Source organism: Streptomyces sp. NPDC002889, from assembly GCF_042888425.1.
GTDB lineage: Bacteria > Actinomycetota > Actinomycetes > Streptomycetales > Streptomycetaceae > Streptomyces.
Map to the genome: position 1 here is coordinate 1 of NZ_JBIAPT010000010.1, position 14,543 is coordinate 14,543.

Sequence of the window (14,543 nt, forward strand, 5' to 3'; positions counted from 1 at the left end):
CTGCGCCCGGAGCAGGCGGCGTACATCGGTGTCGACGTCGAGGGCCCGTACAAGCCCGACCACTACCGCTACTGACCCACCGCCGCCGATCCACCCAGAGACCAGGCCCTCGCCACATCCCCCGGGCGGGGGCCTGCCCCTGTCCTTCGCACCGGTTCTTCGTACGGGTCAGCGCAGTGCGGCGATGGCCCACTCCGCGACGATCGCCACCGCGACGCCGACGCCGAGCACGGCCGAGGCCACGCGTGTACGCCCCACCCGGCTGAGTACCAGAGCGCTGCCCGAGAGGATCAGCGCGATGCCGTAGAAGCCCAGGGTGAGCACCGAGTGCGTGCTGCCCAGCCGCAGTACCAGAGTGACCGCCACCGCGATCATGATCGCGGCGGAGAGCGCAATGCGTACGTGGCGTGCCTGACGTGGTGTGAGCCCCTGCCGCTCCGGGCTCGTGTTGGCTTCTGACATGCCCGGAAGCCTAGCCTTCGTCCGCTGCCGCGGGTCGGACAACCCCGGTCATGGCCGGCCCGTGCGGACGCCGGCCGACCACAGCGGTGTGGTGCCGGTCAGCTGGCAGGCCATCAGATACAGGGGGATCGGCGGGGTGTACGCGCTGGAGGTGTCGGGCCGGCCGACGAGCCGGGGACTGGTGGCGGGCACCCGCGCCCCGCGGGCGTAGTGGGACGGCAGCGGCCAGGTCAGACCGACGTCCGAGCCGGCCGGTACGATCCACCACCACCAGTGGCTGTCGGCGTAGACACAGCCGTTGCGCGGCAGCCGTGCGAGAAGCCGCAATCCGTAGCGCGCGGGGACGCCCACGGCGTCGCAGCCGAGGGTGAGGGGCAGCCCGGCCGGCACGACGAGCCGGATGAGCCCGCTGTCGGCGCCCCTGACCGCGCCGACAGCGGGCCGACCGGCCGTGAGCGCACCGGTCGTGCTCGCCGCGGTCGTGCCCGCAGCGAACGTTCTCGCACCGAACGTGCCCGCCGCGCCCCGGGGTGCCCCGTCACCCCTGGCGGCGTCCTCTTGGCGTCCGCTCCGTGTGAGAAGCGCCGCCAGGTTCCTCAGCACGTCCAACCCGCGTTGCGGGGCAGTTCCGCCCAGACGATACGGCCGGTGCCACGCTCACAGTCGTACGTCCCCCAGGCGCTGCTGACGGCCTCCACCAGCAGCAGCCCGCGTCCACGCTCCTCCTCGACCGCACAGCCCTCCTGGGCGACACGGCACACCCGTGGTCCGGTGGGGGCCGATCCCTGGTCCTGCACGGTGATGCGCAGAACCCGGTCGTCGTTGTGGAGTTCGCAGGCGACCAGATGGCCCTCGGTGTGCACCACCGCGTTCGTGACGAGCTCGGAGACGACGAGCAGCGCGGTGTCGTAGGTATCTCCGCCGATGTCCCAGCAGTCCAGCTGCCCAGCCGTCAGTTTTCGGGCATGTGAGACGAATTCGACGCGCGCCGGCAGCTCGAAGCGGTACCGGTTGAGGTCGGTTCCCGAGTGGGGGTCCAGGAGCTGGGCAGTGAGCGCGTCACGGTTCACGCGACCACTCTCCCGCTGCACCACACACCTTGGCAAGGCCCACTATGAAAAATACAGAGTGGAGCATATTCATGGTTGTAGGGCCGTGGCACACTGCTCGCAACAGAGCACGTGGGGAGGATCCAGAAGTGAGTGAACCGCGCTCCGCCCCCACCGTGGGCCAGGTGGTTCTCGGCAAGCGCCTGCAGGATCTGCGGGAGCGTGCCGGTCTCAAGCGCGAGGAAGCGGCAAAGGTCCTGCGCGTCGCCCCCGGCACCATCCGCAGGATGGAGACCGCCGAGGTCGCGCTGAAGATCCCGTATGTACAACTGCTGCTCGCCGCTTACGGGATAGCGGACGAGGAGGCCCGCGGGTTCCTGGAACTGGCCGAAGAGGCCAACAAGCCCGGGTGGTGGCAGCGCTTCCACGACGTACTGCCGGGCTGGTTCAGCATGTACGTCAGCCTGGAGGGTGCGGCGAGCCTCATCCGTGCGTATGAACCGCAGTTCGTGCCCGGCCTGCTGCAGACCGAGGACTACGCCCGCGCGATCATGCTCGGCGGAGCCATCGGCCACACCGAAGAGGAGGAGATCGAGCGGCATGTGGCCCTGCGGATGGAGCGGCAGAACCTGCTGACCCGTCCGGACGCGCCCAGGTTCTGGGTGATCGTGGACGAGACGGTGCTGCGCCGTCCCGTCGGCGGGGCCGGTGTGATGAAGGCGCAGATCGACAAGCTGCTCGAGGGCGCCGAGCTGCCTCATGTGACCTTGCAGATGGCGGAGTTCAGGACCGGGCACCACCCGGGCACCTACGGACCGTTCGTGCTCTTCCGGTTCGCTGTCCCAGAGCTCCCCGACATGGTCTACAGCGAGTACCTGACCGGCGCCGTCTATCTGGACGCCCGCCCCGAGGTCGCCACGCACCTCGAGGTCATGGACCGTATGGCGGCCCAGGCTGCGACTGCGCACCGCACGAAGGAGATTCTCCGGGATCTCCGCAAGGAGCTGTGAATGGATCACATATACAACGGCATGCCCGCCGCCGAACTGGGTGACGAGGGCTGGCACAAACCGTGGAGCGGCGGCAACGGCGGCAACTGCGTCGAGACCATGAAGCTGGCCGACGGCCGGGTCGCGGTACGCCAGTCCGCCGATCCCGACGGCCCCGCACTGATCTACACGTCCGGCGAGATCGCCGCCTTCATCCAGGGCGCGAAGTCGGGCAAGGCGGATTTCCTGGTCAACTGACCTGTTGCCGCGGGGGGAACAGTGTCTCCAGGAACTTCATCGGCTCGCCGCCGTTTCCGGCCCAGTCGACGGTCCGCTACTCGATGGCGGGGTGCCGTGGTCCGGCGTCGCATCGTCCCGGGGCACCACACGCGGCGTGCCGAGCTTGTCGTACCGCGCCTGCAACACAATGCCGCGAGTGCGGCCCATATTCCGGTGGCGGGCGGGGCGCCACTCGGACATGATCGCGCGCATGGCCTCAGCGGTGACGAACATAGCGATCGACTGTGCAAACGCCTACCAACTGGCGCGGTTCTGGAGCGAGGTGACCGGACACCCGCTGGATCCCGAGGACGAACCGGGTGATGACGAGACCGAGATCATGCTGCCCGGCGGCCCGGCCTTGCATTTCAACGAGGTGCAGGAGCCGAAGTCGGCCAAGAACAGGCTCCATCTGTGCCTGCGCCCCGACACCTCGAGGGACACAGAGGTCGAGCGGCTGCTGAAGCTGGGCGCCTCCCTGGTCGCCGATCGCCGCAAGCCCGACGGATGGGGCTGGGTCGTTCTCGCCGACCCGGAGGGCAACGAGTTCTGCATATTGCTGGCCGAATCCGAGCGGGCCGCATTGTCCCCTTGACGTCAGCCCTTGCTCGAACCCGGCGTCAGCCCCGCGAAGTGCCGCTGCAGTGCTACGGCCTGTCCGGCGGATCATGTGATCCGTCTCGCGTCGGGCCATGGGGGTCTCCCGGAACGGAAGACCCCCTGCCCTTCCTGCGGGTGTTCTTCCGGTCAGCCTTCGGCGTTCCGGCGTCGCTTCCACCGGACGAGGCCCGCGCCGGCGGCCACCGCCGCGGCGGCGATGCCGGCGATCAGGCTGATGGGGGTGTCGCTGCCGGTGTCGGCGAGGTCGCCGTCCGGGTCGGGCTTGTTGTCGCCGGTCTCGCCCGGGTCGGTGTGGTTGGTGACGGTCGGGTCGGGCTTGCCAGGGTCGGTCTCGCCCGGGTCGGTCGGGGTCGGGTCGGGCTTGCCGGGGTCGGTCGGTGTCGGGGTGGGGTCGGGGGTGCCGCCGCCGTTGTCGTTCTTCCCTGCGCCGTTGCCGCCCGGGTAGGACGTGTCAGTGTCGCGGGCGGAAGTCACCGCGGGCGCTGCCTTCGCCGACCGGGCCCGGACCGTGCCGAGCCTGCCGAAGTCCGCCGGCATCACCCGGCTGGTCCACCCGGAGGCGGGCGAGCTGCGGCTCGCGTACGAGACGCTGGAACTGCCCGCCGACGACGATCAACGCCTGGTCGTCCACCTTCCCGCCGACGACACCACGGTCGCCGCGCTCGACGGCCTCACCGGCCGCCGCCCCGGGGCACTGCAAGCGGTCTCCGGCTGAAGCCGGGCCACGGCGCGGCGCAGCCCGACCCGCGCAGACCGGTCCTCAGGGCCGGTTCAGATACGCCAGAGAGGGATGCTCGGCCCGGTACGCGTCGAGCAGCCGCCGCGCCACGCTCACCGAGTCGACCAGCGGATGCAGCGCGAAGGCCTTGACCGCGCTCGCCCGCGAACCGCTCCCGGCCGCGGCCAGCACCTCGCGTTCGACGGCCTTGACCGAGGTCACGAGCCCGGACGCGTGAAAGGGCAACGGGTCCACCGCGACCGGATGCGCACCGTTCGCGTCCACGAGACAGGGCACCTCGATCACGGCGTCCGCGTCCAGTGCCGAGAGGGTGCCCCGGTTGCGGACATTGAGGATCAGCGTGGTGCGCTGGTCGCGGGCGACGGCCCGCATCAGGGCGAGGGCCACCTTCTCGTACCCGCCCGACTCCAGGTCGCCCTCGTCGCGCTCGCCGACGCCGGCGGCCTCGCGGTTGGCGGCCATGTAGGTTGCCTCGCGCTCGGCGAGAGTACGGCGCCAGGTACCCAGCGCGGGCGTTCCGGGGTGCTTCATCCTCTCGTAGAATCCGGCCTGTTGGGCCTCCAGGAATGCGCCCCGGGTCTGCTCCGCCTTCTGGTACGCGCGTACCGTCTCGCGGTTGAAGTAGTAGTAGTGCAGGTACTCGTTGGGCACCGCGCCCAGCGACCGCAGCCACTCGGGCCCGAAGAGCCTGCCCTCCTCGAAGGAGCCCAGGGCCTCGGTGTCCGCGAGCAGCCGTGGCAGCTCGTCGCGCCCGCCGACACGCAACCCCCTTAGCCAGCCAAGGTGGTTGAGGCCCACATAGTCGATCCACGCCGTCGTCGGGTCGGCGCCCAGCACCTTGGCGACCCGGCGCCCGAGCCCGACCGGAGAGTCGCAGATGCCGATGACCCGGTCGCCCAGGACCCGGCTCATCGCCTCGGTGACCAGTCCCGCCGGGTTGGTGAAGTTGATGACCCACGCGTCGGGCGCGAGCGCGGCGACCCGGCGCGCGATGTCCACGGCCACCGGGACCGTACGCAGCCCGTACGCGATGCCGCCCGCGCCCACGGTCTCCTGCCCGAGCACGCCCTCGGCGAGCGCGATCCGCTCGTCGGCCGCACGCCCCGCCAGGCCGCCCACCCGGACCGCCGAGAACACGAAGTCCGCACCGCGTACGGCCTCGTCCAGATCACGGGTCACGGCCACCTCGGGCGCGTCCGGGTCCGCGGCCGCCTGCTCCATGAGCACCCGGGCCACCGCGTCCAGCCGGTCGCCGTCCACATCGTGCAGCGTGACCCGGGTGACCCGGCCCTCACGGCGGTCACCGAGCAGCGCCCCGTACACAAGGGGCACCCTGAATCCGCCGCCGCCGAGAATCGTGAGCTTCATGCCCGTACGCTACTCGGGGCCTTACGCCGGTCAGCCCAGGTCGAGGGCGTTGCGCAGCCCCAGCCGGTACCGGGTGCGGTCGTGACGCTTGAGGACCTCGATCTCCGGGGCGCGGAACAGCGGGGTGATCGTGCAGCGGGCGGCCGCCGAGCCGGTGCGGTCCAGCAGTGCGTTGACGGCGGCGCGCGCGGAGGCGTTGGCGCCCTCCATCGTCGCCAGATCGATGTCGACGGACACGTAGTCGCCGGCCAGGAAGAAGTTGGGGATCGCCGTCGCGGCGCGCGGTCGGTTGTGGAACGTGCCCACCGGGTGGATGAGCAGCTCGTCGTCGTTGGTGGGGTTCGGGGTGCCGAGGCCGTCGACGCCCGGATCGAGGTACCAGGAGTGCAGGGCGCTGTCCTTGAGCACGGTCTTGCCGGTGTCGTTCACGGCCGCCTTCAGCTGGGCCCACACCTCCCGCGCGACCTCGGTGCGGGTGCACTGCTTCGCGGTCCTGCCGTACAGGATCCCGGGCCGGTCCCATTCGGAGATGTCCACGGAGAGGCAGTCGACCGCGTCGCCGTCGCCGTAGTCGGTGGCGAAGTCCTTGCCAGGCCAGTGCGGTGCCTGCTGAATGGCAGTCAGGGACCAGGGCGAGTCGATGCAGTTGAAGTGTCCATGGAGCAGCGGTGCGCTCTCGGTCAGATAGAACTGTATGCCCGTCATCCAGTCCGTCTCCAGTTTGTCGCACCGCGCGAGCTGCGGGTCGGCCGCCCGCAGCTGCGGACTCCATGTCCGCCGTGCATGCTCGACGGGCATCGCGCAGACGTAGTGGTGGGCACTCACCGAGGAGCGCACGCCCTGCGGGTCATCGATGACGGTGCTCGTGGCCCTTCCGCCGCCGTACGTGACCTGACGTACGGTCCAGCCGACGCGGAAGTCCACGCCCAGCGCCCGCAGATGCTTCACCCAGGGGTCGATCCAGGCTTCGTTGGTGGGGGCGTTGAGGATACGGTCCAGGGGGCCGTCGGCGCCCCGGCCCATCGCATTGAACAGGAACGCCTCGAGCAGTGCGGCGACCGTGCGGGTGCTGGCCTCCTCGGCCTTGGTCGCGACGATGTTGCGGGTGACGCCGACGGCCAGGATGCGCTGGTAGTCGTGGCTCATCTGCCCGGCCCTGACGAAGTCCCACCAGGGCGTGTGCTCCCACTTCCGGTCGCGCCGCTCGTCGCAGCTGGTGAGAAAGACCAGGACGCGGTTGACGAAGTAGGCCGCCTCATGGGGCGGTATGCCGTGCAGCGTCTGAAGCAGACCGGTCAGCGCCCGGCGGATGTCGTCGAGGGTGAGGTCGGCCGGTTTGTGCCCGGGCCAGGGGAGAGGCAGCCGTAGATCCTCGCGACCGGTGCGGGCGAAGGACATCTCGGAGGGGGCCACCAGGTTGTCCCAGACGCCGTTGGCGTTTCCGGGAAACGGGATGCGCCGCATGGTGTCCGGCAGGTTGTGGTAGATGCCGGGGATGAAACGGAAGCCGTGCTCGGCGGGTAAGGGCCGACGGCCGCCTTTTCCGCTGCCCGGAACATCCATGCTGCGGGCCTTGCCGCCCAGCGCCCGGCGCTCGTACACGGTGACACTGAAGCCCCGCTCGGCCAGCTCGTGCGCGGCGGTCAGCCCGGCGACGCCGCCGCCGAGCACGGCGACGGACTGTGCGGCCGCCGCTCCACCGGCTGCCGGTCTCGCGGCCGCGGCCGCGGCCGCGGTACCGGCCGCCCCGGCCGTGGCCAGTGCGGCGGTCCCGCCGACCGCGGCAGCCCCCGCCATGAAGGTGCGTCGTGAGGTGCTCGACCGGTCCATCCCCATCCCCTTACCGACGGTAACTGTCGCGTCCGGCGCAGGAGCATACGGAGAAGCCCCGTGACCCGGAAGCGCGCCGCGGGCCCATTCGTGCAATGGCTGGAAAATGGACTCATGGCCCGACGCATCTCACGCCCGAAGCAGCACACTGCCGCTCCCGCCCTCACCGCCGAATCGCCGTGCCCGTGCGGGTTGCCCGCGACCTACGGTGAGTGCTGCGGCCGCTTCCACAGCGGCGAGGAGTCCGCCCCCACCGCCGAGCGGCTGATGCGTTCCCGCTACAGCGCCTTCGCCGTCCAGGACGTGGCGTATCTGCTGAAGACCTGGCATGCGTCCACCAGGCCCCGCCATCTCGACCTCGACCCGGGGATGCACTGGACGGGTCTGGAGATCGTGGACGTGAGGGACGGCAGCGCGTTCCACTCGACCGGCACCGTCACCTTCCGGGCCCGCTACCGCCACCACGGCCAGCGGGGCGAGCTGCACGAGCGCAGCAACTTCGCGCGGCAGAACGGGGCGTGGGTGTACGTGGACGGCACGTTCGTGGAGTGAAACGCAGTGGCCGCTCGGCCCACGGCACGGATACCGTCCGATCTCCTGACCAGCCGTACCTGCCCGGAGAGCGATACCTGCCCATGAACAGCCGCCTCGCGACGACAACCCTGTGGCGCCCGACGGGCCCCAAGGAGCTCGAGCTGGTCCGGGAGTTGGAGTGGCGTGCCTGGCCCCCGCGGCTTCCGGAACAGCCGATCTTCTATCCGGTGGTCAACGAGGACTACGCGATCAGGATCGCGAGGGACTGGAACGTGCGGTACGACGGGGCCGGCTTCGTCACCCGCTTCGAGGTCGAGTCCGGCTTCGTGGCCCGCTACCCCGTCCAGCAGGCCGGTGGACGGACGATTCTCGAACTGTGGGTACCGGCCGAGGAGCTCGACGACTTCAACGCGCACATCGTCGGCACGATCGACGTCGTCCACGAGTTCCACTGAGCCGGCGCCGCCGCGTGGCCCCGAGAGGGTTACGCGGTGCGTCGCGCCGCACGCCACGGGTGCTGCGGTCCAGCCGGCCGGGTTCTGAGAGGTGTGGCGTGGTCGGCGGCGCCGACGAGCGAGAATGGGAACGTGAGTGCGAATATGGGGGAGACCCGCCCGCTGCTGACCGCAGCCCTGCCGGGTTCCGAGCTGCTGCGCTGGTACTGGACGCTGGCCGAACTGACCCGGCTGGCCCGGTCGATGCGAGTGCCGGCCACCGGAGGCAAAGCGGCACTGACGGCGCGGCTCGCGGCCGCACTCGACGGGGCGCCTCTGCCGGTCATGGTGCGGGCCGTGCCCGCCCGCCGTCCCCGAGCCGCCGCACAGCTCGCCGCGCCGGTCGGCGCGGGCACGGTGATTCCCGAGGGGCAGCGCTGCAGCCAGGTGCTCCGGGCCTACTTCGCTCGGGAGATCGGCCCGGCGTTCCACTTCGACGCCTTCATGCGCGCGTTCATCGCCGATGGCGCGGGACGGACCCTGGGCGAGGCCGTACGGCACTGGCACGACACGCGGGAGGCGGCGGCAGGGCCGCAGGAGGTCGGCGCGCAGTTCGAGTTCAACCGCTTTGTGCGGAAATGGCATGCCGGGCATCCGTCGGGTACGCGCGCCGAGGCGCTGGACGCCTGGCGGGAGCACCGGGCGAGGCCCAGGAACCGGGAACGGCCGGACGATTCAGGAAGGTGAGCCAGGCGGCAGCCGGTCTGCCGACGCGTGCGTGTGCGCGGTCACCAGGCCCGGCCCGGCCTCACCGTCAGTCGCGGGTTGTATGCGGCCAGTACCTTGTTCGCCCTCGCCAGCACGGACAGCGCGTGCTCCCGGTCCGCCCGGTCCTCGGCACACAGCGGCCCGCGGAAGCGGTACACCTCACGTGCGGCGCACTCTGCCTCGATCTCCGCCTGCAGCACATGCGCCGGCATGCAGGAGCCGATCAGCACGGCGACGCGATCGGGGATCGGCACGGGGATGAGGGGGGAGGCGGTCACGTGATGTCCTTGTCTGCTTCTCTGCTCCACCCCTCCATTGCTATCGGAGAGGCTTCCGGGTTTGTCGGCGGGGATGTCTCCGTGCGGCAACCGTTTCGGATCACCCGTTTCCGGATCGCCCGTTGATTTCTCTTGACGCGGGAGAACAGGAGCCGACCTGGATGTACGCGGGGGTCTGAAAAGGGCGAAACGGCACAGCGATCTCGCCGATCGCGTCCCGATCGAACTGCTCAGGGGGTCCGGTGTCGTACGAGAGGCGCGTACCGCACGCCTCGCCCGGCCGGCTGCCGGTGGCAGCACCGCCGACATACCTTACGCGAACGCCGACGACTCTCCCGAACCGGTGGCCCCCGGCGCCACGGGCGACGACGGTGGCGGGCAGCCCTTCACCGCCTTCGCGCGTGGCCGCCAAGTCGCCGCGACGGCAGGAGTGTTGATCGCAGCGGCGCCGGCTCCGGGTGGCCCGGTCGCGTTCATGACCACACCCCCCACGAGCGGACCGTCCTCGACCTCGCCGTATAGGCGGGACGGAGTGCAAGAGCGTCCCGATCCACGCCACATCCTCCGCCGCCCGTCAGGTCGAGGAATCCTCAGGGGCGGCGAGCCCGCCCCCTGGCCGCCCGGAGCCGGCAGCACGCCGAGATTGTGTCCACCGTCACACGAGAGGGCGACCGAGGAGAAGATCGGCCGTGGTGCCTTCCCCGGCATCCGCGCGCACCGCGCCGACCAGGAGCAACGGTGCACGGCACCTGCTCACCTCCCGGGACCGGACAGCACCTCGGACAGGTCGTACCGCAAGGGCTCCTCCAGCTGCGCGTACCCGCAGTCGGAGGGGTCCCGGTCGGGCCGCCAGCGCCGGAACTGCGCTGTGTGCCGGAACCGGTCGCCCTCCATGTGGTCATAGGCCACCTCGACCACCCGCTCGGGCCGCAGCGCCACCCACGACAGATCCTTCTTGCCCGACCAGCGGCTCGGCGCGCCCGGCAGCCGGGCACTGTCATGCGCGCCCTCCTCCGCCCACGCCGCCCAGGGATGACCTTCCGGCGTATCCATCCGCAGCGGCTCCAGCTCCTCGACCAGTTCCTCCCGCCGCTTCATCGAGAACGCGGCGCACACGCCCACATGCTGGAGGGCGCCGGAGCGGTCGTACAGGCCCAGCAGCAGCGAGCCGACGACCGGCCCGCTCTTGTGGAGGCGATAGCCCGCCACGACCACATCGGCGGTCCGCTCGTGCTTGACCTTGAACATCAGCCGGGCATCCGGCCGGTACGGCAGATCGAGCGGCTTGGCGATGATTCCGTCGAGCCCTGCCCCCTCGTACTGCTCGAACCACTCCTGGGCGAGCGCGGCGTCCGTCGTCGCCGGGGCCAGATGGATCGGCGGGCGCGCCCCGGCCAGGGCCTCGGTGAGCACCGCCCGCCGGTCGGACAGGGGGGTGTCCAGCAGGGCCTTGTCGCCGAACGCGAGCACATCGAAGGCGATGAAGCTCGCCGGTGTCCGCCCGGCGAGCATCCGCACCCGTGAGTCGGCCGGATGGATGCGTTCGGTGAGCCGGTCGAAGTCGAGACGTCCCTCATGGGCGATGACGATCTCCCCGTCCACCACACAGCGGTCCGGCAGATTGGCCAGCAGCTCGGTGACCAGCTCGGGAAAGTAGCGGGTCAGCGGTTTGCCGGTGCGGGAGCCGATGACCAGCTCGTCGCCGTCGCGGTGCACGATCGCCCGGAAGCCGTCCCACTTGGCCTCGTACTGCATACCGGGCGGGATCTTCTTCACGGCCTTGGCGAGCATCGGTTTCACGGGTGGCATCACCGGCAGATCCATACTGCGATTGTCCGGTATGCGGGGAATCTCGGCACGGCCTACGCTGGCGGGCATGGCCGGAGCGGTGGAACTGGAAGTGGGGGAGCGGACCGTCCGTGTGTCCAATCCCGACAAGGTGTACTTCCCCGAGCGCGGCTACACCAAGCTGGACATGGTCCGCTACTACCTCGCCGTCGGCGACGGCATCACCCGGGCCCTGTACAACCGCCCCACCACCCTGGAGCGCTATCCGGACGGCGTGAACGGCGAGTCCTTCTTCCAGAAGCGCGCACCCAAGTACCTCCCCGACTGGATTCCCACCGCGCACATCACCTTCCCCAGCGGCCGGTCCGCGGACGAGATGTGCCCGACGGAACCCGCCGCGGTGATCTGGGCGGCCAACCTCGGCGCCGTCACCTTCCACCCGTGGCCCGTCCGCCGCGACGACACCGACCACCCCGACGAGCTGCGCCTCGACCTGGACCCGCAGCCCGGCACCGACTACGCGGACGCCGTGCGCGCAGCCCACGAGCTGCGCGCCGTTCTCGACGAAGCCGGACTGCGCGGCTGGCCCAAGACGTCCGGAGGCCGTGGACTCCACGTCTTCGTCCCCATCGAGCCGCGCTGGACCTTCACCCAGGTCCGGCGCGCCGCGATTGCCTGCGGCCGGCAACTGGAGCGTCGTATGCCGGACCGCGTGACGATCAAATGGTGGAAGGAGGAACGCGGCAAAAGGATCTTTGTCGACTACAATCAGACGGCTCGCGACCGCACCATCGCCTCCGCCTACTCCGTACGCCCCCGCCCGCACGCCCCGGTCTCGGCGCCACTGCGCTGGGAGGAGATCGACGACGTCGAGCCCGAGGACTTCGACATCAGGTCGATGCCGGCCCGGTACGCGGAGGTCGGCGATGTCCACGCGGACATGGACGACCACCGGTTCAGCCTGGAGAGCCTGCTGGAAATCGCCCGCGAGGACGAGGCGGAGCACGGCCTCGGCGATCTGCCGTACCCCCCGGAGTACCCGAAGATGCCCGGCGAGCCCAAGCGCGTCCAGCCCAGCCGCGCCAAGAAGAAGACGGCGGAGCCCGCGGCGCGCGACGCGGAAGACTCCTAGACCAGGTGGACCAGGGGCGCGGATACGGCCACGGCAGCAGCCCCACCGCCGTGGACGGTGGGGCCGGCCGGCATCCTCCGGGCGCTCACCCCCGGGAGGGGATCACAGCTCCTTGATACGGATGTTGCGGTACGAGATCACATCCGTCGTCCCATGGACCTGGAGGCCGATGTAGCCGGTGGCGTAGCGCCGGCCGTCGGTGCCGGGGTCGTCGGCGCGCGGCGGGGTGAAGACCTGGCCAAGGGCGTTGTCGAACTCGTTGATCAGGACGCCGTTGCGCAGGACCGAGTAGTGCTGGCCCTCCACCCGGATCTCGTAGTCGTTCCAGGTGCCCTTCGGGGTCACGCCCACGCCGCCGAGGCCGACCCGGTCGAAGCCGTAGACCGAACCCGTCTTGTACATGTCGCCGTCGGGCCGGTCCAGGACCTGCACCTCGTGGCCGTACTTGATGGCGACCCACTCGGGACGGGACTCCTCCGCGTTGTTGTGGACGTAGGGGAAGCGCACGAAGACACCGCTGTTGGCGTTGCCGGTGCCGGGCGCGTCGTCCCGCCACTGCAGCTTCAGCGAGAAGTCCCCGTACTGCCGCTGCGGGAACCACAGCATGCCGAGACCGCCCTTGGTGGTGCCGCTGGTCATCGACCCGTCGGGATTGAGACCGAACGAACCGCCGCCCACGTGCTGCCACTTGGCGAACGATTCCTGGGTGCCGTCGAACAGGCCGCGGTATCCGCCCGTCCGGCCCGGCTTGCCGATGGCGGACTGCCTGGCCGCCCGGTAGATCTTCTTGTGCTCACGCCCGTCGACCACACCGTCGGCGAGCAGCTTGTCGAGCACCGTGTCCACATGCTTGAGGAACAGGGCGTGCGAGGACCAGTCCTTCTCGTCCTCGATCAGCTCGTTGACGGTGCAGCGACTGCGGGTCATCCGGTTCGGCACACCGGTGTCCACCGTGCCCACGATGACCGTCAACCGCTCGTCGTACTCGGGGCAGTTGGGCGCCGGCACCCCGCCGCCCCCGGCGACGGCGAACGACGCGCTCTTCGCCTCGGAGGTGTTGCCGGCCTTGTCCGTCGCCCGGTACAGCACCGTGTGGTGGCCGACCCGGTCGACGATCACCGGTGTGGTGTACGCGAGATACGGGCCGCCGTCGAGGGAGTACTCGACCCTGTCGAGCCCCGAGCCGGTGTCGGCGGCGACCACCGTCACCTTGGCGCTGGTGATGTACGCGCCGTCGGAGTTCTTCTCGCCCGAGACACCGGCCGTGGTCCGAGGCGGCGTCCTGTCCTCCACCGGAGGCGCGACGACCGCGAAGTCGACCGCCTTCTCGGCGGCCGCGTTGCCCGCCTTGTCGGTCGCCTTGAACCTGACCTTGTGCGTCCCTGTCCCGTGCACCATCACCGGCGCGGTGTACGGCTGCCACGCGCCGTCCGCCCCGGTCGCGTACTCGATGGTGTTGACGCCGGAGCCGGTGTCGGAAGCGGTCACGGTGACCGTGGCCATCCCCAGGTACCGGCCCTGCTCGTCCTTCTCCCCGCTGACCGTGGCCGAGGTCTCGGGCGCTGTGGTGTCGTCCGTCGGCGGGGTGGCGACGGCGAAGTCGACCGCCTTCTGAGCGGCGGTGTTGCCGGCCTTGTCGCTCGCGCGGTAGCGGATCCTGTGGGTGCCGACCCGGTCCACTACCACCGGAGTGGTGTACGGCTGCCAGGGGCCGTCCGCGCCCACGGCGTACTCCACCCTGTCGACACCCGAGCCGACGTCGGTCGCGCCCACGGTCACCGTGGCCTGGCCGATGTACGCGCCGTCGGCGTTCTTCTCGCCCTCGACCTTCGCCGTCGTCTCCGGGGCGGTGATGTCCTCGCCTCCGCCCTCACTGACGGTGAGCACGCCCTGCATGGAGCCATGGCCGGGGATGGTGCATTTGAACAGGTACCGGCCGGGTGTGAGCGTGACCTCGGCGGTGTGCCTGCCGCCCATGTCGTCGCTCGGATTGGCCAGGATGTTCAGCGGCACGTCGTGGTTGTACTCGGGGTCGGACAGGTCGAAGGTGAGCGTGTGCGGCATACCGGTGGTGTTGCCGGTCGCCCTGCTGTTCTCGAACACGATCGTCGTCGTCCCCGCGACCGCCGTGGTGGGGAAGGACAGATAGCGGTCGATGGGGTCGCCCGCCGTCCAGGTCAGTACCTGGGCGGCCGCGGTGCGCCGGTCGTTGTCGGTCGTGCCGTACGCGGTGGCGGACGTCAGCCCGACGACCATCCCCACCGCGGCGAGC

17 protein-coding genes and 1 pseudogene are annotated in these 14,543 nt (G+C 70.3%); 9 read left to right on the top strand and 9 right to left on the bottom strand.

Annotation, left to right across the window (positions count from 1 at the left end; genetic code table 11):
* Window positions 1-75 (top strand): adenosylhomocysteinase (locus ACFYWI_RS16405; RefSeq protein ID WP_389232602.1); only part of this gene is annotated, 75 nt, incomplete at its 5' end.
* A gap of 93 nt (window positions 76-168) precedes the next feature.
* On the opposite strand, the gene ACFYWI_RS16410 is transcribed toward ACFYWI_RS16405, so the two are convergent.
* From ACFYWI_RS16410 to ACFYWI_RS16420, 3 genes are all read right to left on the bottom strand, one after another.
* Window positions 169-462 (bottom strand): hypothetical protein, encoded by a 294-nt coding sequence (locus ACFYWI_RS16410; protein WP_389231812.1) that lies wholly within the window; start codon window positions 460-462, stop codon window positions 169-171.
* Window positions 463-510: 48 nt separating this feature from the next.
* Window positions 511-864: a hypothetical protein gene (locus ACFYWI_RS16415; protein ID WP_389232605.1), complete on the bottom strand. Its 354-nt coding sequence runs from the start codon at window positions 862-864 to the stop codon at window positions 511-513.
* 194 nt (window positions 865-1,058) lie between these two features.
* Window positions 1,059-1,532 (bottom strand): ATP-binding protein, encoded by a 474-nt coding sequence (locus ACFYWI_RS16420; protein WP_389231815.1) that lies wholly within the window; start codon window positions 1,530-1,532, stop codon window positions 1,059-1,061.
* Between the two features lie 128 nt (window positions 1,533-1,660).
* Between ACFYWI_RS16420 and ACFYWI_RS16425 the strand changes: the two genes are divergently transcribed.
* The 3 genes from ACFYWI_RS16425 to ACFYWI_RS16435 all read left to right on the top strand — a co-directional run bounded on the left by ACFYWI_RS16425 (window position 1,661) and on the right by ACFYWI_RS16435 (window position 3,374).
* Window positions 1,661-2,521, top strand: a complete 861-nt coding sequence (locus tag ACFYWI_RS16425; protein WP_389231818.1) for a helix-turn-helix domain-containing protein — start codon at window positions 1,661-1,663, stop codon at window positions 2,519-2,521.
* Window positions 2,522-2,758 carry a DUF397 domain-containing protein gene (locus ACFYWI_RS16430; protein ID WP_389231821.1) on the top strand — a complete coding sequence of 79 codons (237 nt, stop codon included), beginning with the start codon at window positions 2,522-2,524 and terminating at the stop codon, window positions 2,756-2,758. It begins immediately after the preceding gene.
* 232 nt (window positions 2,759-2,990) lie between these two features.
* Complete coding sequence (locus ACFYWI_RS16435; protein ID WP_389231824.1) at window positions 2,991-3,374, top strand: VOC family protein; 384 nt, start codon at window positions 2,991-2,993, stop codon at window positions 3,372-3,374.
* A 152-nt stretch (window positions 3,375-3,526) separates the two neighbouring features.
* Here ACFYWI_RS16435 and ACFYWI_RS16440 read toward each other — a convergent pair whose 3' ends face one another.
* Complete coding sequence (locus tag ACFYWI_RS16440; protein WP_389231827.1) at window positions 3,527-3,937, bottom strand: LAETG motif-containing sortase-dependent surface protein; 411 nt, start codon at window positions 3,935-3,937, stop codon at window positions 3,527-3,529.
* On the opposite strand from ACFYWI_RS16440, the pseudogene ACFYWI_RS16445 reads away from it, so the two are divergent.
* Window positions 3,870-4,115, top strand: a pseudogene (locus tag ACFYWI_RS16445) (transcriptional regulator); the annotation flags it as partial. The gene ACFYWI_RS16440 and the pseudogene ACFYWI_RS16445 sit on opposite strands and share 68 nt — an antisense overlap.
* Window positions 4,116-4,160: 45 nt before the next feature.
* On the opposite strand, the gene ACFYWI_RS16450 reads toward ACFYWI_RS16445, so the two are convergent.
* Both ACFYWI_RS16450 and ACFYWI_RS16455 read right to left on the bottom strand, forming a co-directional pair.
* Window positions 4,161-5,507 (bottom strand): 6-phospho-beta-glucosidase, encoded by a 1,347-nt coding sequence (locus ACFYWI_RS16450; protein ID WP_389231830.1) that lies wholly within the window; start codon window positions 5,505-5,507, stop codon window positions 4,161-4,163.
* A 30-nt stretch (window positions 5,508-5,537) separates the two neighbouring features.
* Window positions 5,538-7,337, bottom strand: a complete 1,800-nt coding sequence (locus tag ACFYWI_RS16455) for an FAD-dependent oxidoreductase (protein ID WP_389231833.1) — start codon at window positions 7,335-7,337, stop codon at window positions 5,538-5,540.
* Between the two features lie 114 nt (window positions 7,338-7,451).
* Here ACFYWI_RS16455 and ACFYWI_RS16460 point away from each other — a divergent pair, with 114 nt between their 5' ends.
* The 3 genes from ACFYWI_RS16460 (at window position 7,452) to ACFYWI_RS16470 (ending at window position 9,052) form a co-directional block, all read left to right on the top strand.
* On the top strand, window positions 7,452-7,889 hold the full coding sequence (locus ACFYWI_RS16460) for a YchJ family protein (protein ID WP_389231836.1): 438 nt from the start codon (window positions 7,452-7,454) through the stop codon (window positions 7,887-7,889).
* 83 nt (window positions 7,890-7,972) lie between these two features.
* A complete protein-coding gene (locus ACFYWI_RS16465) occupies window positions 7,973-8,326 on the top strand; it encodes a hypothetical protein (protein ID WP_389231839.1) in 354 nt (117 codons plus the stop codon).
* A gap of 132 nt (window positions 8,327-8,458) precedes the next feature.
* Entirely contained in the window at window positions 8,459-9,052 is a 594-nt protein-coding gene (locus ACFYWI_RS16470; protein ID WP_389231842.1) for a DUF6434 domain-containing protein, read from the top strand.
* Between the two features lie 41 nt (window positions 9,053-9,093).
* Here ACFYWI_RS16470 and ACFYWI_RS16475 read toward each other — a convergent pair whose 3' ends face one another.
* The gene (locus ACFYWI_RS16475) at window positions 9,094-9,351 is read right to left on the bottom strand and encodes a hypothetical protein (RefSeq protein WP_389231845.1); all 258 of its coding nucleotides are present in this window, start codon (window positions 9,349-9,351) and stop codon (window positions 9,094-9,096) included.
* Window positions 9,352-10,104: 753 nt separating this feature from the next.
* Entirely contained in the window at window positions 10,105-11,175 is a 1,071-nt protein-coding gene (locus tag ACFYWI_RS16480; RefSeq protein ID WP_389231848.1) for an ATP-dependent DNA ligase, read from the bottom strand.
* Between the two features lie 52 nt (window positions 11,176-11,227).
* Between ACFYWI_RS16480 and ligD the strand changes: the two genes are divergently transcribed.
* The gene (gene ligD, locus ACFYWI_RS16485; RefSeq protein WP_389231851.1) at window positions 11,228-12,271 is read left to right on the top strand and encodes a non-homologous end-joining DNA ligase; all 1,044 of its coding nucleotides are present in this window, start codon (window positions 11,228-11,230) and stop codon (window positions 12,269-12,271) included.
* Between the two features lie 102 nt (window positions 12,272-12,373).
* Here ligD and ACFYWI_RS16490 read toward each other — a convergent pair whose 3' ends face one another.
* Window positions 12,374-14,527, bottom strand: coding sequence for an OmpL47-type beta-barrel domain-containing protein (locus ACFYWI_RS16490; RefSeq protein WP_389232608.1), 2,154 nt, complete (start codon window positions 14,525-14,527; stop codon window positions 12,374-12,376).
* Window positions 14,528-14,543 lie beyond the last annotated feature (16 nt).